At 69.3% G+C, this 17,837-nt stretch carries 21 protein-coding genes; 7 read left to right on the forward strand and 14 right to left on the reverse strand.

The window, feature by feature from the left end; genetic code table 11:
* Positions 1–87: 87 nt before the first annotated feature.
* The 3 genes from HNR15_RS14415 to mshA are packed head-to-tail and all read right to left on the reverse strand — an operon-like array spanning position 88 to position 2,681.
* A complete protein-coding gene (locus HNR15_RS14415; RefSeq protein WP_179482917.1) occupies positions 88–831 on the reverse strand; it encodes a phosphoglyceromutase in 744 nt (247 codons plus the stop codon).
* Positions 832–852: 21 nt separating this feature from the next.
* Complete coding sequence (locus HNR15_RS14420) at positions 853–1,350, reverse strand: YbjN domain-containing protein (protein ID WP_179482920.1); 498 nt, start codon at positions 1,348–1,350, stop codon at positions 853–855.
* Complete coding sequence (gene mshA / locus HNR15_RS14425) at positions 1,347–2,681, reverse strand: D-inositol-3-phosphate glycosyltransferase (RefSeq protein ID WP_179482922.1); 1,335 nt, start codon at positions 2,679–2,681, stop codon at positions 1,347–1,349. The genes HNR15_RS14420 and mshA overlap by 4 nt, the downstream gene beginning before the upstream one ends.
* A gap of 51 nt (positions 2,682–2,732) precedes the next feature.
* Here mshA and HNR15_RS14430 point away from each other — a divergent pair, with 51 nt between their 5' ends.
* Positions 2,733–3,521, forward strand: a complete 789-nt coding sequence (locus tag HNR15_RS14430) for a class I SAM-dependent methyltransferase (protein WP_179482925.1) — start codon at positions 2,733–2,735, stop codon at positions 3,519–3,521.
* Between the two features lie 15 nt (positions 3,522–3,536).
* Here the strand turns inward: HNR15_RS14430 and manA are convergent, their stop codons facing one another.
* From manA to ygfZ, 8 genes are all read right to left on the reverse strand, one after another.
* Complete coding sequence (manA, locus tag HNR15_RS14435) at positions 3,537–4,655, reverse strand: mannose-6-phosphate isomerase, class I (RefSeq protein ID WP_179482927.1); 1,119 nt, start codon at positions 4,653–4,655, stop codon at positions 3,537–3,539.
* Between the two features lie 13 nt (positions 4,656–4,668).
* Positions 4,669–5,007 carry a DUF2516 family protein gene (locus HNR15_RS14440; RefSeq protein WP_179482930.1) on the reverse strand — a complete coding sequence of 113 codons (339 nt, stop codon included), beginning with the start codon at positions 5,005–5,007 and terminating at the stop codon, positions 4,669–4,671.
* Positions 5,008–5,102: 95 nt separating this feature from the next.
* Positions 5,103–5,528: a D-aminoacyl-tRNA deacylase gene (gene dtd, locus HNR15_RS14445; RefSeq protein ID WP_179482933.1), complete on the reverse strand. Its 426-nt coding sequence runs from the start codon at positions 5,526–5,528 to the stop codon at positions 5,103–5,105.
* Positions 5,529–5,535: 7 nt separating this feature from the next.
* Complete coding sequence (locus tag HNR15_RS14450; protein ID WP_179482935.1) at positions 5,536–6,501, reverse strand: asparaginase; 966 nt, start codon at positions 6,499–6,501, stop codon at positions 5,536–5,538.
* Positions 6,502–6,625: 124 nt separating this feature from the next.
* On the reverse strand, positions 6,626–7,486 hold the full coding sequence (locus tag HNR15_RS14455) for a hypothetical protein (protein WP_179482937.1): 861 nt from the start codon (positions 7,484–7,486) through the stop codon (positions 6,626–6,628).
* 38 nt (positions 7,487–7,524) lie between these two features.
* Positions 7,525–7,893: a helix-turn-helix domain-containing protein gene (locus HNR15_RS14460; RefSeq protein ID WP_179482939.1), complete on the reverse strand. Its 369-nt coding sequence runs from the start codon at positions 7,891–7,893 to the stop codon at positions 7,525–7,527.
* A gap of 81 nt (positions 7,894–7,974) precedes the next feature.
* Complete coding sequence (locus HNR15_RS14465; RefSeq protein WP_179482942.1) at positions 7,975–8,625, reverse strand: methyltransferase domain-containing protein; 651 nt, start codon at positions 8,623–8,625, stop codon at positions 7,975–7,977.
* Entirely contained in the window at positions 8,622–9,665 is a 1,044-nt protein-coding gene (ygfZ, locus tag HNR15_RS14470) for a CAF17-like 4Fe-4S cluster assembly/insertion protein YgfZ (protein WP_343048548.1), read from the reverse strand. The genes HNR15_RS14465 and ygfZ overlap by 4 nt, the downstream gene beginning before the upstream one ends.
* Before the next feature lie 127 nt (positions 9,666–9,792).
* On the opposite strand from ygfZ, the gene HNR15_RS14475 reads away from it, so the two are divergent.
* Entirely contained in the window at positions 9,793–10,908 is a 1,116-nt protein-coding gene (locus HNR15_RS14475; RefSeq protein ID WP_179482946.1) for an LCP family protein, read from the forward strand.
* Positions 10,909–10,943: 35 nt separating this feature from the next.
* A complete protein-coding gene (locus tag HNR15_RS14480) occupies positions 10,944–11,441 on the forward strand; it encodes a heme-binding beta-barrel domain-containing protein (protein WP_179482948.1) in 498 nt (165 codons plus the stop codon).
* Here the strand turns inward: HNR15_RS14480 and HNR15_RS14485 are convergent.
* Both HNR15_RS14485 and HNR15_RS14490 read right to left on the reverse strand, forming a co-directional pair.
* Positions 11,434–12,252: a hypothetical protein gene (locus HNR15_RS14485; protein ID WP_179482951.1), complete on the reverse strand. Its 819-nt coding sequence runs from the start codon at positions 12,250–12,252 to the stop codon at positions 11,434–11,436. The genes HNR15_RS14480 and HNR15_RS14485 overlap by 8 nt on opposite strands.
* Before the next feature lie 94 nt (positions 12,253–12,346).
* Positions 12,347–12,586, reverse strand: a complete 240-nt coding sequence (locus tag HNR15_RS14490; protein WP_179482953.1) for a MoaD/ThiS family protein — start codon at positions 12,584–12,586, stop codon at positions 12,347–12,349.
* Positions 12,587–12,705: 119 nt separating this feature from the next.
* Here HNR15_RS14490 and HNR15_RS14495 point away from each other — a divergent pair, with 119 nt between their 5' ends.
* The 4 genes from HNR15_RS14495 to HNR15_RS14510 all read left to right on the forward strand — a co-directional run bounded on the left by HNR15_RS14495 (position 12,706) and on the right by HNR15_RS14510 (position 15,935).
* Positions 12,706–13,413 carry a winged helix-turn-helix transcriptional regulator gene (locus HNR15_RS14495; protein WP_179482955.1) on the forward strand — a complete coding sequence of 236 codons (708 nt, stop codon included), beginning with the start codon at positions 12,706–12,708 and terminating at the stop codon, positions 13,411–13,413.
* Between the two features lie 336 nt (positions 13,414–13,749).
* Positions 13,750–14,148 carry a BlaI/MecI/CopY family transcriptional regulator gene (locus tag HNR15_RS14500; RefSeq protein WP_179482957.1) on the forward strand — a complete coding sequence of 133 codons (399 nt, stop codon included), beginning with the start codon at positions 13,750–13,752 and terminating at the stop codon, positions 14,146–14,148.
* Complete coding sequence (locus HNR15_RS14505; protein WP_179482960.1) at positions 14,145–15,137, forward strand: M48 family metalloprotease; 993 nt, start codon at positions 14,145–14,147, stop codon at positions 15,135–15,137. The genes HNR15_RS14500 and HNR15_RS14505 overlap by 4 nt, the downstream gene beginning before the upstream one ends.
* 132 nt (positions 15,138–15,269) lie before the next feature.
* Positions 15,270–15,935, forward strand: a complete 666-nt coding sequence (locus tag HNR15_RS14510; protein ID WP_179482962.1) for an SDR family NAD(P)-dependent oxidoreductase — start codon at positions 15,270–15,272, stop codon at positions 15,933–15,935.
* A 488-nt stretch (positions 15,936–16,423) separates the two neighbouring features.
* Here the strand turns inward: HNR15_RS14510 and HNR15_RS14515 are convergent, their stop codons facing one another.
* Positions 16,424–17,386: a hypothetical protein gene (locus HNR15_RS14515; protein WP_179482964.1), complete on the reverse strand. Its 963-nt coding sequence runs from the start codon at positions 17,384–17,386 to the stop codon at positions 16,424–16,426.
* Positions 17,387–17,837: the final 451 nt, after the last annotated feature.

Genomic DNA, 17,837 nt, shown 5'->3' on the forward strand with positions numbered 1-17,837 from the left:
AGCACCCTGACGGCGTTCGCGACGGTTGACGGCGTTCGAACGCCGTCAATGGATGCGAACGCCGTCAGGGTCGGTCCCGGCCGGCGTTCAGCGACCCTGGTTGGCCACCGCTTCGGCCGCCGCCCTCGCGGTCTCCGGGTCGAGGTACTCCCCACCGGCCACGGTCGGCTTGAAGTCGTCGTCGAGGTGGTAGACCAACGGCATCCCGGTGGGGATGTTGAGGCCCACGATGTCGTCGTCGCTGACGCCGTCCAGGTGCTTGACCATCGCGCGCAGGCTGTTGCCGTGCGCGGCGACCAGCACGGTCTTGCCGTCCTGCAGGTCCGGCTTCAGGTCCGACTCCCAGTAGGGCAGGAAGCGCGCGATGACGTCCTTGAGGCACTCGGTACGCGGCGCGTCGGCGCCGAGATCGGCGTACCGGGGGTCGCCGTCCTGGCTGAACTGCGAGCCCGGCTCGATCGGGGGCGGCGGCACGTCGTACGAGCGGCGCCAGGTCATGAACTGCTCCTCGCCGAACTCCTCCAACGTGGCCTTCTTGTCCTTGCCCTGCAGCGCGCCGTAGTGCCGTTCATTGAGCCGCCACGAGCGCTTCACCGGGATCCAGTGGCGGTCGGCGACGTCGAGCGCCAGGCCGGCGGTCGTGATCGCCCGGCGCAGCAGCGAGGTGTGGACGACGTCCGGCAGCAGGCCGGCGTCCTTGATCAACTCCCCGCCGTGCACAGCTTCGTCGCGACCCTTGTCCGTCAGCGGGACGTCGACCCACCCGGTGAAGAGGTTCTTCGCGTTCCAGTCCGATTCGCCGTGCCGCAGCAACACCAGGGTGTGAGTCATGCCGGTCAGTCTAGGAGGGGGTCAGTCCTGCAGCAGATGTGCGAAAGCCTCGAGGTTGCGGGTGGACTCACCGCGCTTGATCCGCCAGGCCCACTCGCGCTTCATCGACGACAGGAAGCCGATGACCAGCAGCTCGTTGAAGGGCGCGTCGGCCGCGTCCAGGACGGCGCCGAGCACGTCGTCCAGGTAGTCCGGTCCGACCGCCGCGAGCGGCACCCGGCCGCCGACGTAGACGTCGCCGGTGCCGTCGATGGAGTAGGCCACCGCCCCCATCCGCAGGTTGCGCCGCAGGAGGAACGTGTAGAACTCCTCGGCGTTCTCGTCCGGGTGACGGATGACGAACGCCGTTGTGGTCAGTGCCTTCTCGCCGACCAGTAACGACGTGACCGTCTTGAGCTTGCGATCGCCCGGGAGGGTGACGACGTACTCGCCGTCGCGGGCGCCGGTCTCCCATTCCAGATCGGCGTCGGCGAGAAACGCGCGGATGGTCTCGTGGACCTCCGCGTGCGCGGGGCTCACGGGATCACGGCCTCGGCGAGCGGAAGCTCCAGCAGCCGCCCCGAGCCCGCGTCGTCGGCTACGTCGGTACGCGCGTCGCGGCAGGCCCGCTCGTAGACCGCCAGCAACTCATCGGTCGTGCGTTCCCAGCCGTAGCGCTGCGCATGCTCGACGGCCCTGTCCACCAAAGCTTTCCGCTCGTCCGGGGTGCTGTCGAGCACCGCCAGCAACCGCTCGGCCCACACCGCCGGGTCATGTCCCTGCACGAGGACACCGGCGCTTCCGACCGCGCGCGGCAGGCCGCCGACGTCGGCGGCCACGACCGTCGCGCCGCAGGCCTGCGCCTCCAGGGCCACCAGGCCGAACGACTCGGAGCGGGAGGGGACGGCGACCGCGTCGCTCGCGCGGAACCACTGCGCCAGCTCCTGACGCGGCACGGGCGGCACGAACTGCACGATGTCGGCGATCCCGAGCTCGCGGGCCAACGCCTGCAGGGCACGCGGCTTCTCCAGCCCCGATCCGCTCGGCCCACCGATGACCGCCACGATCAGGCGCCGCCGTCGTTCGGGGTCGCGCCGCACCATCTCGGCGGCGGCCCGCAGCAGCACATCCGGTCCCTTGAGCGCCTGGATCCGGCCGACGAAGAGCACCAGCTCCGCGTCCTGCGGCAGCTCGAGGGCCTCGCGGGCGGCCTGTTGATCGCCAGGGGCGAAGGTGACCAGATCGACCCCCGGCGGTACGACGCGCACCCTGGCCGGATCGGCGTCGTACAGCTCGACGAGCTCTCGCGCCTCGATCTCGGTGTTGGCGACCAGCAGACTGGCGGCTCGCACGACCTGCTCCTCGCCGATCTCCCGACCGGCCGGCTCGGGCCGATCGCCTTGTGCCAGCGAGCGGTTCTTCACCTTGGCCATCGTGTGCATGGTGTGCACGAGCGGCACATTCCACCGGTCGGCGGCCAGCCAGCCGACCTGACCGGACAGCCAGTAGTGGGAGTGCACCAGGTCGTAGTGACCTTCGGGGCTGATCGCCACGAGCCGCATCACCCCGGCCGCGAACGCGCACAGCTGACCCGGGAGGTCGTCCTTGGACAGTCCCTCGTAGGGGCCGGCGTCGATATGACGCACCAGGACGCCGGGTGCGACGGGTACGACCTCGGCCGACGCGGCGCTCGTCCGCCGGGTGAAGATCTCGACCTCCACACCGCGCTCGCCGAGGCGACGTGCGGTCTCCAGGACGTAGACGTTCATCCCACCGGCGTCCCCGGTGCCGGGCTGCTCCAGCGGCGACGTGTGCACGCTGATCATCGCCACTCGCCGTACGGCGGAGGGGATCTCGGGCAGAGGTGACATCGCCGTCCAGTCTGGCACGGCCCGGACAGGGCGTCCCGATACCCTCGCCCGGTGCGAAAGGTGAAACCGGTCGGTCTGGTGACCCGAGGCACCACCGCACCGAATCGGCTGCGCCGCTGCGACCGGTGGCTCACTGGACCTCAGGCGTGGCGGCTTCGCACCGTCGACCGGCCCCTCGTGGTCGACCTCGGATACGGCCGCCACCCCGTGACCGCGGTCGAGCTGCACCACCGGCTGCGCACCGTACGCCGAGACACCGAGGTGGTCGGCGTCGAGATCGAACCCGCCAGGGTCGCCGACGCCCTGCACCTGCAGCGACCCGGACTGTCCTTCGTACGAGGCGGATTCGAGATACCGGTGAGCGGGCGGGTGCAGGTCGTCCGCGCGTTCAACGTGCTGCGCCAGTACGACGAGGCGCACGTCGCGCAGGCCTGGCCCCGGATGCAGGCGAGGCTCGCCCCCGACGGTCTGGTGGTCGACGGCACCTGCGACGAGATCGGTCGGGTCGCGAGCTGGGTGGCGCTGGACGCGGGCGGCCCGCTCTCGCTGACCGTCTCGCTGCGACTGGCAGATCTGACGACGCCGTCGGTCGTGGCCGAGCGCCTGCCCAAGGCCCTCATCCATCGCAACGTCCCCGGCGAGCGGGTGCACGCGTTCCTCGCCGCGCTCGACGAGGCGTGGGAGCGGGCCAGCCCGCTGTCGGCGTACGGCTCGCGCCAGCGTTTCATCTCCGCCGCTCGCGCACTGCACGATGCCGGCTGGCCGTTGCACGACGGACCCGCCCGGTGGCGGATGGGCGAGATCACCGTCGACTGGGACGCGGTCCGCCCCGGCTCCTGACCGGGGCAGAGGCGTTCAGGCGGGTCGACCGGTGGCCGCGACGTACGCCGTGCCGGTGCCCGTGAACGACAGCGCTCCCTCGGCCGCCTCGACGAACACCGCCTGACCCGGGCACAGGGTCAGAGCCTCCCCGTCGCACGTCACCCGCACCGACCCACCGAGTGCCAGCACGATGCGCGGACCGGTCTCGGCGACCTGGGCCGGCTCTTCTCCCTGATCGACCAGGGACAGCGAGAACTCTTGCGCCGACTGCGGATAGCGCACCACCCGTCCGACCCGCTCGCCGACCTCGGCGACCATCTGGCGGTGCACCTGCACAATCCGCAGCAGCTCGGCCACGTCGATCTTCTTGGGCGTGAGCCCCGCGCGCACGACGTTGTCGGAGTTGGCGAGGATCTCGATGGCGGCACCCCGCACGTAGGCGTGCAGCACCCCCGCGGGGACGAAGACGTAGGTGCCCGGAGCCTCGACCCGATGGTGCATCGTGAGCAGCACGACGAGACCGACATCGCCGGGGTAGTCCAGGGCCACGGACCGGACGGCGTCCGCGACATCGGCCGGGACCGCGTGCGCCCCGTCGAGCGCCGCGAGCGTCCGCTCGACCAGGTCCGGGCGGGCGTCGACCGGAGTCGCCAGGATGCCCGCCAGGATGTCGTGCGCGGTGAGGGATTCTCTTGCGATCGCCCGCAGTTCCGGCACCCCCAGACTGCCGAACCGGGCCACGATCTCGTCGTACGGCACCATCCCGGCGAACATCTCGAACGGCGTCAGCGGGACGACCGCCTCCGGCTTCGGGGAGCGGTCGGTGTAGGTCCCGGGCGCCGCGTCCAGCGCCTGCCGGGCGTCCGGATGACACTGGATCGACAGAGCCCGCTCAGGGGCGAGTACCTTGAGCAGGAACGGGAGCCGATCACCGGTGCGCGCCGCGAGGTCCGCGCCCAGAGTGCGCGCCGGGTCGGCGGCGATGATCTGGTCCAGCGTGGTGTCGTCGAGCAGCGCCGGCGCCGCCTCGTGAGCGCCGAGCCACAACTCCGCCTCCGGCTCGTGCGTCGGTGCGGATCGCCCGGTGAGTTCGGCCAGGACGGTGTGCGAGCCCCAGGCGTAGGACCGCACCCGGCCGGTCAATCTCCGCATCAGTGCTGGGGATTCACCAAGGTCCGTAGGGGCCCTGGTTACTGGACTCCCTGGCCTTGCCGAGCACCTGTCGCAGCGCGGGGCGCACGTCGACGAGGTAGACGGCCGAGCCCACGATCGCGATGATCCCGAGGAAGCCGATCGGGCTCTGCACCGTCAGGATCCCGAGCAGCAGCGCGATCCCGGTGATGAGCAGCCACTTGTTCTTGGTCAGCTTGCCCGCGGCGCGGAACGCGTCCTCGCGGTGGCGCAGGCAGTCCACGAACGCCACGACCTCACACGCCAGCATGGCCAGACCGAGGACCAGCGCGATCCAGTACTGGACGAAGGAGAGGCCGGTCAGCAGGTTCATGGCGAGAGTCTACGTTCGTCACCTGTGCCGATTCCCCGGTATCCGGCGCGACGATTCGCGCAATTGGTGGGCCCTCGGGCCTGCCGCGGGTCGCCTCAGGTCTCGAGCAGGATCGTGAAAGGGCCGTCACCGGTGAGGGTGATGCTCATCCGTGCTCCGAAGCGACCCGTCTCGACGTGTACCCCTCGCTCCCGCAACGTCGCCACGACATGCTCGACCAGCGGCTCGGCATACGCCGCGGGCGCCGCCGCTGCCCAGGACGGTCGCCGCCCGCGTCGGGTATCGCCGTACAGCGTGAACTGGGAGACCACAAGCACCGGCGCTCCCAGATCGAGCACCGACCGCTCATCGGACAGGATGCGCAGCTCGGCGATCTTGCGGGCCAGGAGCTCCGCCTCGGCGGTCGAGTCCTCGTGCGTGACACCGACGAGCGCCACCAGACCGGGGGTGTCGATCCGCCCGACGCACTCCTCGCCGACGTCGACGCGCGCCTGCGTGACGCGTTGCACCACCGCCCGCATGCGGGACTCAGATGGCTACGGGGAGCACGGCGCCTACGGGCTGCCCGTGACCGAGGACCGGGACGTCGGCGATCTCGTCGAGCCCGGGGCTGTCGACACCCGCGGAGCGCAGCAGCGCGGCCATCACGACCTGGCGTGCCCGCTGGCTGCCGTCGGCGATCTTCACCGCGAACCCGCGACCGTCGGGCAGACCGACGGCGTAAACGGCCTCCGCACCGTCCTTCGCGACGGCCCCCGGCACTGCGCGGATCAGCGCCGTGACGTCCCGGCGGGTCCCGCCGAGGTACTCCGGGTGCGCGCGGATGGCGTGCGCGACGCGGCCCTCGTGGGTTGCCTCGTCCGCAGCAGCGATACGTCCGAACGCTCGCGCGAGACCGGCCAGCGAGATCGCCATCACCGGGGCGCCACAGCCGTCGACAGCGGTCGCGCTCACCTGCTCGCCCGCGATCTCGGAGATGGTCTGCTCCATCGACTGCTGCAAGGGGTGCGCCGGGTCGAGGTAGGTGCTCGGGTCCCATCCGGCGGCCTGGCACGCGCCGAGCATCCCGGCGTGCTTGCCGGAGCAGTTCTGCGCGAGGGAGGTGGGGCCGTGGCCGGCCGCGAGCCAGTCGTTGCGGGCCTGCACGTCGTACGGCAGGTCGGGGGTGTTCTGCAGGTCCTCCGGCGAGAAGTCGTGCTCGGCCAGGATGTGGCGCACCCCGTCGAGGTGGAAGGCCTCCCCCGAGTGACTGGCCGAGGCCAGAGCTAGCAGCGGGGCGTTGAGCTGCAACCCCGCCTTCAACATCGCCACGGCCTGCAGGGGCTTGTTGGAGGACCGGGGGAAGCAGGGAGCGCCGGCGTCCCCGATCTGCCGGACCACCGCGCCGTCCGGGGCCGTCAGGACCGCGCAGCCGTGGTGCACCGACTCCACGAATCCGTTTCGCACGACGTGCGCCACCACGGGCGCACCGGACAGGGCTTCGACCGAACTCACCCGAGCACGATAGGTGCCCGCCCCGAAAACACCGAAACTCCCCGTCCTACCGACGAATCGGTGCGACAGGGAGTCGCGTGGTGCTGCCCGGTGCGCCGCCGTCGGGCAGCGCACCGGACAGTGCTCAGGAGCTGGAGCTCGTGGTGCTGGGGGTCGAGCTCGAGGTGGTGGTGTTCGCGGTGGTGCCGGTCGACGCGGGCGTGGTGGACGTGGTCGTCTTCTTCGCTGCGGTCTTGCGGGCCGGCGTGGCCTTCGCGGTGGTGGTTTTGCGGGCCGGGGTCGCCTTCGCGGTGGTGGTCTTGGACGCGCTCTTCTTGGCGGTCGACTTCTTCGCGGTGGTCTTCTTGGCGGCGGCCTTCTTCGGGCCGGGCTTGCGGGCGCTCGGCTTGGCGTTGCCCTCCTTGGCGGCGGCGCTGCGGCCGTCGCGCTCGGCGACGCGGCTCAGACGCGAGGTGTCACTGGACACGCGGGCGGCCACACCGGCGACGTTGCGGGCGACCTCCTTGCGACCGGCGAAGACGGTGCTCTTGGCGGTTGACGTGGTCCCCGCCGCAGTCTTGCGGGCCTGCTTGCGCACGTCGTCGGCCTGCTTGCGGGCCCGACCGGTGATGCTGTCGGTTTGCGCCTGCAGCTTCTTGGCGACCGGCTGGTTGCGCAGGTCGTCGATGACCTTCTGGCCGCGGGCGACCAGGTCGTTGTAGGACTTCTCCAGGTCGCTCTGCACCTGGGTCACGGTGGAGGTCGCGGTCTGCGGCAGCGCCTCGATCTGGGCGACGAGGTCGTTCACGGCCTCGGTGACGCGGCCCTGGGTCTCGGCGAGCCGGGCCTGGACGGCCTTCGGCTGGGCCTCGGTGCGCAGCGCCTCCGCACGCTCACCGGCCTGGTCGAGCAGCTCGAGCACGTTGTTGACGGCCGCGTCGGCGGCGCCCACGAGCGCGTAGAGGGGGGTGTTGTTCTCGGTCTTCTTCGATGACTTGGCAGCCATGATCAGTACCTTTCCGTTGGACGTGATGGGTGTTCGGTTCAGCTGGAGCGCTTCGGTTCGTCGTCGACGAACGATGCGTAGAGATCGAGCAGGACACCGCGCTGACGATCGGTGAGCAGCGGATCGGCGCGGATCGCCGTACGCACGTCGAGTGCGCTGCGCTCACCGCCCGACGGATCGGCATCGAGCAGACCGGCGTGCACGTAGAGCTGCTCGGCGGAGATGCGCAGCCCCTTGGCGAGCGCCTGCAGGATCTCGCCGCTGGGCTTCTTCAGGCCCCGCTCGATCTGGGAGAGATAGGGATTGCTGATCCCGGAGCGCTCGGCCAGCTGCCGTAGAGAGAGCTGCGCCTGCTGGCGCTGCTCCTTGAGGAAGCCGCCCAGATCGTTCACGGGACTCGGTGTCATACAAACAGTATGCTTGCTGCAGTTAGCAGAGCGCAAGCTGAAGCAAGCGTGATGCTACTCACAAGTAGTAAGCGGCTCCCCCTAGGCCGGGCGGGCGAGCAGCAGGTAGCAGCGGCGGCTGGGGTACTCCGCGTCCGGGATGGGCGCGCGCACGCAGTGGGCCACCTCGACGAGCCCCGCCGCGGCGGCGATCCGCGCGACCTCGTCGGGGTCCAGGAACCACCCGTCGAACGTGACGGGGTGACCCAGGAAGTTCTCGGAGCGGTGCGCCGTACCCATCGGGATCCCCGGCGCGTCGATGTGGAACGCGATCAGCAGCTGCCCGCCCGGTCGCAGCACCCTGGCCATCTCCCGGAACGCCACGGGACGCTCGTCCGGGTGCAGATGGATGATCGAGTAGAACGCCGTCGCCCCCGCGAGCACGCCGTCCGCAAGCGGCAGGGCGCGCAGATCGCCCGCCGCGAAACCGAGGTCACCGTGCCGCGCGCGACCGGTGGTCACCATCGGCGGCGACAGGTCGATGCCCACCACCTGGCGGGCGCCGCACCGGCGCAGATGCGCGGCGACCTGACCGGGCCCGCAACCGAGGTCCGCCACCGGGCCGTCCCCGATGCTGTCGACCAGTCCGGCGAGCAGCGCCCGGTCCAGGGGCTTGGTGTCGAGTTCACTCGAGAGCGCCTCGTCGTACGCCGTCGCGACAGTGTCGTAGAGGACGCGGACCGGGTCGCTCACGGCGTGACGATCACCGTTTGCGCTGCGGCGCAGTCGTCGGCGACCAGGTCGACGTCGGTCGGAGTGCTGCGCTTGACGACCGCGAGCGCGATGGGGCCGTCCTCGTGGTGGCGCGCGACCGTGGTGATGACACCCACCGGACGCTCGACGCCCGGGACGCGCAACTGCGCGCCCGGCTCGGGGAGCAGGTGACCTGAACCGTCGAGGTGCAGGAAGACCACCCGGCGCGGCGGACGGCCGAGGTTGTGCACCCGCGCGACCGTCTCCTGCCCGCGGTAGCACCCCTTGTGCAGGTGCACAGCGGTGCGCAGCCAGTCCAACTCGTGCGGGATCGAGCGGTGGTCGGTGTCGGCGCCCAGCCGGGGTCGCCAGTCGGCCACCCGCAGCGCCTCCGCGGCCAGCGTGCCCGACAGCGGCCGGTCGCCGACGAAGTCCGCGGCGCGGTCGCGGGGCACGATGACCTCGCGCCAGCGCCGTCCGGTCGCGGGATGCGGGCCGTCGCCGGAGTACGACGCGGTGTCCGGTCCCATGGTCGGCCACGGGTCCACCCAGACCAGGGTGCCGTCCGCGGCGTACTGCTCGGCGCTGCCCGCCTCGTCGCAGACCTGGCCGAACTGGGCGAAGTCGGCGCTGACGTCGGTGACCTGCACCCGCAGCATGAACTGCATCGAGGTCAGCCACTGCACCAGTGCGTCGGCGGTGCCGGGCTCCACCCCGAGCCAGGAGGACTCGCCGTCGTCCACGACGTGGATCGCGTGCTCGACGTGCCCGTGCGGGCTGAGGACCAGCGTCTCCACGCCGTGGTGCGGCGCGAGGTCGTCCAGCTTCTGGGTGGTCATCGAGTGCAGCCAGGTGAGACGGTCGGGCCCGGTGACGCGCACGAGCCCTCGGTGGGACAGGTCGACCAGCGCATCTGCGCCCAGGAGGCGGCGCTGCTCCCCCATGGGGTCGCCGTAGTGCGCGGGAACTCCCGCGTCGATCCCCTGCCCGTCGACCGCTCCGGGGCGGGTGAGCGAGGAACTCGGCGTTGTCGTGGTCACCTTGACAACGGTACGCCGGGCGACCACGCACGCCGATCCGGCAGTGGCCGGTCACGCAGCTGTGAACTGCCCGATGACCAGCGTCGGGACGCGTTCTCGGGACCGGTGCCCACCTACACTGACCGCCATGACGCAGGACCCCGCGCATCAGGGCGCCGCCTCCGGACCCGACGACGCGCGAGACGCCGAGACCTCGCCACACCCCGGCGGCACCGAACCGGCCGGCAGGGAGTCGACCCCGACCGAGGACGCCAACCAGGCCGCGGAGCAGGCACCGCCGGAGGAGAAGAAGCGCGCCGGCTGCTTCAAGGTCGGGTGTCTGACCCTGCTATCGATGATCGTCGTCATCGCTCTCGCCGTCGGCGGCCTCGCGCTCTACGTCAACCACCAGCTGGACCAGATCCAGCATTCCAACTCGCTGCTGCCCTCGGACGGGCCGACCCGCGACGCGACGGCCGGCAAAGCGCAGAACATCCTGCTGCTCGGCTCGGACTCCCGCGGGAAGAACCTGCGCGACAACGGACGCTCGGACGTCATTCAGCTCATGCACGTGAGCAGCGACCGGCGCAGCATCCAGGTCGTGCACTTCCCGCGCGACCTCTACGTCGCGATCCCCGGACACGGGATGAACAAGATCAACGCGGCGTATTCCTTCGGCGGGTCCAAGCTGCTCGTGTCGACCATGCAGAACCTGCTGGGCCTGCACATCGACCACGTCGCGCAGATCGGCTTCGACGGCTTCACCAAGCTGACGAACGCGATGGGCGGGGTCGACGTCTACGTGCGCTACCCCTACAGCGAGGGCAGCTTCGGCTCCTGGACGCAGGGCTACCACCACATGAACGGCCAGCAGGCGCTCGGCTTCTCCCGTGAGCGCCACCAGCTGCCGCACGGTGACATCGACCGTGGGGTGGACCAGCAGGAGTGGATCAACGCCATGGTCACCAAGGCGCTGTCCCGCGGCACGCTGGAGAACCCCAAGCGGGCACTCGACATGATCTCGGCCATCGCGCCGTACACCCTGACCGACACCTCGACGTCGTACCTCATCACGCTCGCCGTCAGCCTGCGCAACATCAGCCGGAACGACCTGACGTTCTACACCGCACCGTTCTCCGGCTTCGCCAAGAACTCCGTCGGAGACGTCGACGTGGTCGACATGCCGAAGATGAAGCAACTGGGCGCCAGTCTGCGCACGGACTCGATGAGCAGCACCTCGGTGACGCCCAACACCGTGAGCTGAGCGCGCCCACCCACCCCCGCCGTACGATTCCGGGCATGCCTTTCGAACTGGACACGGACATGCCGCGTGAGCTGGCACCCCTGGCGTGGCTCATCGGCCGGTGGGAGGGCGCCGGTGTGATGGGCTATCCGGGCATCGAGTCGGTGAACTTCGGCCAGGAGGTCGTCTGCGGCCACGACGGCCGGCCCTTCCTGGAGTGGCGCAGCACCACCTGGCTGCTCGACGAGGCGGGCAACCAGGTCGAGCCGCTCACGAGCGAGCTCGGCTACTGGCGGCCGCTGCCGGACGGCGAGGTCGAGTTCGTACTGGCCCATCCGACCGGTGTCGTGGAGATGTACTACGGCAACACCACCCCCGCGAAGATCGAACTGCGTACCGACGGGGTGCTACGCAGCCCGAGCGCCATGGAGTACTCCGCCGCGACGCGCCTCTACGGCTACGTCAACTCCAACCTGATGTGGGCCATGGACATGGCGGCCACGGGGCACCCGCTGCAGAGTTACGCCTCCGCGGAGTTGAAGCGAGTCAGCTGATCTGCGCGAAGAACCAGGTCGCCGCGGTCGGCAGCACGCCGACGAAGAGCACGGTCGCCGATCCCAGGGCCAGCTGAGCCGCGGGTCCGCCCAGCCGCGCCGCTGCGCGCAGGATCGAACGGAACGCATGCGACACGCCGGCGCCGAGCAGGCCGGCGACGAGCGGGGCGTTCCACGGGACGCCGGCGACGGCCGCTGCGATGAGTCCGGCGCCGATCCCGAGGAGCAGCGACACCGGCAGCGTCGCCTCGGACAGCCGCTCCCGACCTCGAAGGGCGACATCCAGCGCCGTACCGAGCGAAGCACCGGCCAGCGCGGCGACGACGGCCTCCCGCCCGTGGTCGCGTAGTGCCGCGTCGGCGATGAAGGCGCCGCTGGCGAGCGCCCCGAGACCGAGACTCATCACCGCGAGGGAAATGACCACGCGTTCGCGCTCCCCCCGGCTGACCAGGGACTGCAGGAAGACCAGTGCCAGGGAGATGGCCAGTGCCGCGGTGACCCAACGGATCCCGTCGGCGGTGTCGGCCCATCCGACGATCACGGTCATCGAGACCGCGGCGATCCCGAGGACCAGGGAGCTGGACCGCTCCCGCGGCAGACCGAGCAGCATCGGCCAGCCGACCGCCACCACGAGCGCACTCAACAGGTAGGCGGCCGCGAGCGCGACGGACCCGGCGTACGCGCAGAATCCCAGGAGAACGGCGAGCACGATCGCGCCGACACCCGCCAGGAACGGGGAGGCCGAGGCGCTCCTCACCCGCGTCGCGGGTGCGTCGACCGGCTGGGCGGTGGTCTCGCTTCCCTCGGGCACGACCCGAATCCTGCCACCACCTCGCCGGCGAGGGTGCCGCGTGGCCGCACGGGGCGGGCAGGCACGCCCCCGCGGACGTCTCCTGCTGGCAGCCTCAGCCGCCTGCGAAGGGCGGCAGCACCTCCAGGGTGGCGCCGTCGACCAGTGGGTCCTCGGCGTCGACCCGGCTGCCGTTCATCAGGAGCGCTGCAAGCGCGAAGACCGGCCGCAGCTCCGGGTGTTGCTGGGTGGCCGCGGCGACCACGTCGCCGACGGTGAGGCCGTTCAACTGTTCGGTCGGGGTGCCGGCAGCAGCCTGTGCTCCGGCCCAGTACCGCACGACGATCTGTGCCATGGCCCCTCCTGATCTCCGGCAGGATCCCGGAAACCGGCCCCCGCCGCATGATGTGGCACGCGTCACGCCCGGCCGTACTGGCCGGTCGTCCTACCTGCAACATCGTATTCTTGAGCAGCATGGCACGCCTGTTGCTCCTCACCGACGCTCGCGGCGCGAGTGTCGAGGTGCTTCCGGCCCTCGGTCTTCTCGGCCATCGGGTGCGCGTGCTGCCCACCGAACCGCAGGCCCTGGTCGATCCTCCCGAGTGCGACGTCGTGCTGCTGGACGCCCGACGCGACCTGGCCAATGCGCGCGGGCTGACCCGGGTGCTGCGTACGACGGGGCTGTCCACCCCACTCATCGCGATCTTCACCGAGGGCGGTCTCACCGCGCTCACCAACGAGTGGCAGTTGGACGACGTGCTGCTGGAATCGGCCGGCCCTGCCGAGGTCGAGGCCCGGATCCGGCTGGCGATGACCAGGACGACGACGCAGGCCGAGGACGAGCCCACCCGCATCCTGGCCGGTGAGCTCACCATCGACGAGGACGCATACTCCGCCCGCATCCGCAGCCGAGCGCTCGATCTGACGTACAAGGAGTTCGAGCTGCTCAAGCACCTGGCGCAGCACCCGGGTCGGGTCTTCACCCGCGCCCAGCTGCTGCAGGAGGTGTGGGGCTACGACTACTTCGGCGGCACCCGCACGGTCGACGTGCACGTGCGACGCCTGCGCGCGAAACTCGGCCCGGACAACGAGTCGCTGATCGGTACGGTGCGCAACGTCGGCTACCGCTTCGTGGGCGCGCACGAATTGCGCGCGCCGGAGGAGCAGATCGCCCCGGCCTAGACCGGGCATCGCACGGGGACCCGCACCGTCCGGCCCAGTCGCGCGAGGTCCCGACCGCGAAAGTGATCGTCAAGGCCTCGACCGCCTCCACAGCGCATGCCGGACGAGCACGCCGTACCTCACGAACGCCCGCCTCGCCGCATGCAGCGATGGGGTGAGCTCCTCCGCAATCCGGTGGACCCGCATGAACAGACCCAGGTTGCTGCCGGTGTCCAGTGCCAGCCGCGTTCGATTCCTTCGGTCGCGCCGCGGGCCGCAATTGCATCGTGCGTCCTGATACCGCATCGTGTGCCCGTAGAAGGTACAAGTGGTACTACTGGTCGAATAGTAGGACGGATGCGACGGCAGCCAGGTGCACTGGAGCGTGAGGTGGTTGCGGCCATCGCCGCCGCGGGCGAGGAGTTGACGACCCCCCAGATCCATGCCGCGCTCGACCGCACCGCGGCATACACGACCGTCATGACGACGCTCACCCGATTGTGCGACAAGGGTGTGTTGCGCCGTACCCCGGTCGGACGCACCTACCGGTACGGGCTGGTCGAATCGACCGCCACCATGGGCGCGGCACTGACAGCGCTCCAGATGCGCCGCCTGATGGAGGCGCACGAGGACCGGTCGGCGGTGATGTCACGCTTCATCGGTGACCTCAGCGCCGAGGACGCGCGCCTGCTCACCCAGCTCCTGATCGAGGCCACCCACGTGCCGCAGACCGGCGATCCAGGGGCGCAGGCGTGATCGTCGCCGCACTGATCGCCTGCCTCGGGGCCGGCATCGCACTGGCCCTGGCCGCTCCGGTGCTGGGGCGCTCGATGCGGCCCGCGCCGGCGACGGTGCTGCTGACGGCCGGCGCCTTCGTGGTGAGCGCCGGCACCGGGTTCATCGCCTGCGTCATGTGTTTCGAGACGATTGCGGGCATCCCTGCCATCGCGGCCGCCTGCGGCTGGAGCGCGCGTCAGCTGCACAGCTCGAGCCCCGCACCGTGGGCCGGCATGCTCGCCGGGGCGGTCGTATCGGTCCTGCTCGCCCGTTCGCTCATCTCGGTCGTCGGAGAGGGCCGATCGTTGTGGCAGTCCGCTGCCGCGTGTCGGCGGATGCCGAACGTAGCGGGACTGGTCATCATCCCAGAGCTCGAGTCGCCGCGCGCGATAGCCGGATTCCCCGGTCGGGTCGTGGTGGGCGCACCCGTCCTGGCGGCCTTGGGTCCGAGGCACCGGCAGGCGCTGATCGCCCACGAGCAGGCGCACCTCATCGCTCATCACCACGCGTACCTCCAGCTGGTCGAGGTCGCAACAGCGGCCAATCCGATCCTGCGCCCGGTACGCCGGGCGGTGCGCCTCTCCACGGAACGCTGGGCCGATGAGATAGCCGCCGATCAGATCGGCGACCGGCGCGTCGTTGCCGGCGCCATCGTCGCCGCGGCCACCGTCACCTCAGCGGACGCGACGATCACCCGCCTCGCCTTCGCCCAGGACGAGGTGGCCTACCGGGTGCAGGTGCTGCTCCAGCCACGACGTCGTTCGCTGCCGGCCGCCGCCGTGCTCGGCGCACTCCTGGTCGTCGTTCCGGCCGGCGCGGTCGCTACTACCGCTCACATCACCGAGGGCACCTTCGAGCGCGCTCATGCTCGACTCGTGCACCCGCACGCTCCGCTGACCCGCTGGGTGCACAGCGTGGTCGTCACTGCCCATCCCGCCGGGCCGATGCCGGACACAGCGGCTCAGTAGCCTGGCTTCGAGCCACGACTTCAGTGTCGGGCCAGGTCCGGCACCTCGATTCACCCGCCGCCGCACGCCGTTCAGGTGACTGCGATCGGACCGTGCCGCACGCCGTACGTATCCTCACGACAGGAGCTGGACATGACCACGATCGCGATCATCGGAGCAGGCCGGGGCCTCGGAGCCGCCGTCGCTCGTCGGTTCGGCGAGGAGGGTTTCGCGGTCGGCTTGATCTCACGACACCGCGGACGTGTCGACGACCTCGCCGCCGAGCTGCAGGAGGACGGTGTACAGGCCGCCGGTTTCGTGGGCGACGTCCGAGACCCGGCATCGATCACGGCCGCACTGGAGCAGGTCACGCAGACCCTCGGCCCGATCGAGGTGCTGCAGTACAGCCCCCTGCCGCAGAAGGACTTCATGCGTCCGGTGCTGGAGACCACCCCGGCCGACCTCGTCGGTCCTGTCGAGTTCTCGATCTACGGACCGGTCGCCGCCGTGCACCAGGTGCTCCCCGGGATGCGCTTCCTCGGGGAGAACCGCGGCACGATCCTGTTCGTCAACGGCGGCTCGGCCGTCACCCCCGGCCGGGGCGTCACGGGCACCTCGGTCGCCTTCGCCGGCCAGGCCGCGTACGCGCAGCTGCTGAACGAGGTGCTCGGCGAGGAGGGCATCCAGGTCTCCCAGCTGATCATCGGCGGCCAGATCATCGCCGGCGACAAGGAGAAGAGCCCCGAGGTGCTCGCCCAGCACCTCTGGGAGCTGCACTCCGAGCGCAAGGAGTTCCGTCGACAGGTCAGTGCCGACTGATCCGCTCGGCTTTCCCACCGGCTCGGGATCGGCGTCGTACAAGGTTCGCCGACGGCTGCGGGTCTGATTCGAGTCCTGCAGAACCGTGCATCATTCCGACTCTGACCCCCATCCTCGGAGCGCCGCTGGTTCCCCTCCGGCGACGCCCCGACGAGGACGAATTGAGTCTGCTAGGTCCGCCAACGACGGCGCCCGGCTATCTACAACCAGCCCGATCCGGCGGTTTGTGCGGGGATGAAGCCGGGGATCGCGGCCGCGTGCCGGGTCAACTGTGTCCGTCCACTGCAATGGAACAAAACGCCTACCTGTCCTCAAGGCGGCTCGCTTCCGCCACCTTGCTTGCCGCACAATTCAATGTGCGCTTGGCGGTGCAATCTGCGACCGTGCCCTTTCTAATCAAAGGGTGCGGACGCGGGCACCCCTGAGTCCGAGGTAGGCCAATTCCACCCGAGGTCTCCAGACCCCTAATATCATCGGTCTCTCTTTCGCTACAAGTGGCTCTTTAATTCAAACCATGCTTTGACCGCCTCATTCGACGCCACGAAGACAGTGCCAGCAGAAGCAATAATCCTTCGCGCTCGACGCAGCCTAGAAATAACCTCATCCTCGTCCGGGGAGTCCTTACCAGCTTCTCGCTCTATGCCCGATGCGACGTCATTCATCTGGTCGCGGTACGGCTGAGGCGCCTTTTCAGCATCACGGCGAAGTACATCCACGATCCGATCGAGAACTTCCGGGTTGAATGGAGCTTCGCCTAGATTGTTCCCGACGCGCTTCTGTGACACCTTGGCATTGCGCCCGGCCATCGTGGGTGGCGAATTAACGAAGGTGCCTTCGTTGTGTTGCACAAATCCTCCTATGATTGTGTATCCGCTGACTCCATGCGTCATTCGATCGAAGGTGCCGTCAGTAAGGCGAACGAATTTCGGCGGTATGGCAGTTCCCGTCTTGACGATCACCCAGACAGCCTTTCCGAGCTCACTCAGCATTTCTCCGACCATGTCGAGTAGCGACTCGACAAAACCCGAATCCGGCTGCTGATTTTCGCGGTCCGCGCGAACTGGAACGTCCGGCAGTTCGATATGCCGTTGTCGAATAAGCTCGCCGATGACCTGGGTGCGGACTGTCATCGGAACTCTTGAAGAAAGAGCCTCCCCACCCCTGCCGGGATAGGACTTAGATTCATTTCTCCAGAAGGAGTACAGCCCTACGCTTTCATGCCTGTCGCCGCTGCCGGCCCTGACGAAGTCAAGGAGACGCGCTTCTAACCCTCTACGCACCTCTGGAGGGATCTCGTGCTTACGCGCCAAACGCTTTTTGTTCCAAATCGACCACGCTAGCAAGACTAATAAAATTCCAAACAATCCACCGAACACAGAAACAATCCACTTCATTGCAGCTGACCACCTGCCCTCCACCTGTGAAGCATTGTTCGTGGTCGGATCGTACACGGGCAATCGGACATCGCATGTGTCTTGAGTGAGAGGAGATACTAAAATAATTCACCGTTTCTCAAATAGACTTGTGTGGTGGGTGTGACTAGCGGTACGACGTGGGTCACGAAAGACGCTGCCTTTGCCCCCACTGGTACCCCGTGCTGATTGGGACGGTCGGCTCGTTATGAGCTCGACGAGGCGCTTATATCAATGGCTACTGCGTTAGGCGCGCGGCGCGGCGGCCCGGGATCTGGCGGGACGGGGCTGATCGCGGCCCGCGCGACATGCCCGTTGAGCACACCTAACAGGCCGGCGCACCGCCAGCCGCCACCGGTGCGAAAATGGGGGCACTCGGGCACTCCTGCGTCCGTGGGCGGCATATGGCGCTTTTCTTACGCCGGACGCAGGAGTGCCCCCCGAGGTGCTGCTCGGCTGGTCGATGAACGGTGCGCCGCTCAGCCTGTGC

It is taken from the genome of Allobranchiibius huperziae (assembly GCF_013410455.1).
Lineage (GTDB): Bacteria > Actinomycetota > Actinomycetes > Actinomycetales > Dermatophilaceae > Allobranchiibius > Allobranchiibius huperziae.

Bases quoted from the DNA above. Each gene is read 5' to 3' on its own strand.
- HNR15_RS14415 (WP_179482917.1), bottom strand. From the start codon at position 831: ATGACTCACACCCTGGTGTTGCTGCGGCACGGCGAATCGGACTGGAAC.
- mshA (WP_179482922.1), bottom strand. From the start codon at position 2,681: ATGTCACCTCTGCCCGAGATCCCCTCCGCCGTACGGCGAGTGGCGATG.
- manA (WP_179482927.1), bottom strand. From the start codon at position 4,655: ATGCGGAGATTGACCGGCCGGGTGCGGTCCTACGCCTGGGGCTCGCAC.
- HNR15_RS14440 (WP_179482930.1), bottom strand. From the start codon at position 5,007: ATGAACCTGCTGACCGGCCTCTCCTTCGTCCAGTACTGGATCGCGCTG.
- dtd (WP_179482933.1), bottom strand. From the start codon at position 5,528: ATGCGGGCGGTGGTGCAACGCGTCACGCAGGCGCGCGTCGACGTCGGC.
- HNR15_RS14455 (WP_179482937.1), bottom strand. From the start codon at position 7,486: ATGGCTGCCAAGTCATCGAAGAAGACCGAGAACAACACCCCCCTCTAC.
- HNR15_RS14460 (WP_179482939.1), bottom strand. From the start codon at position 7,893: ATGACACCGAGTCCCGTGAACGATCTGGGCGGCTTCCTCAAGGAGCAG.
- HNR15_RS14475 (WP_179482946.1), top strand. From the start codon at position 9,793: ATGACGCAGGACCCCGCGCATCAGGGCGCCGCCTCCGGACCCGACGAC.
- HNR15_RS14480 (WP_179482948.1), top strand. From the start codon at position 10,944: ATGCCTTTCGAACTGGACACGGACATGCCGCGTGAGCTGGCACCCCTG.
- HNR15_RS14490 (WP_179482953.1), bottom strand. From the start codon at position 12,586: ATGGCACAGATCGTCGTGCGGTACTGGGCCGGAGCACAGGCTGCTGCC.
- HNR15_RS14495 (WP_179482955.1), top strand. From the start codon at position 12,706: ATGGCACGCCTGTTGCTCCTCACCGACGCTCGCGGCGCGAGTGTCGAG.
- HNR15_RS14500 (WP_179482957.1), top strand. From the start codon at position 13,750: ATGCGACGGCAGCCAGGTGCACTGGAGCGTGAGGTGGTTGCGGCCATC.
- HNR15_RS14510 (WP_179482962.1), top strand. From the start codon at position 15,270: ATGACCACGATCGCGATCATCGGAGCAGGCCGGGGCCTCGGAGCCGCC.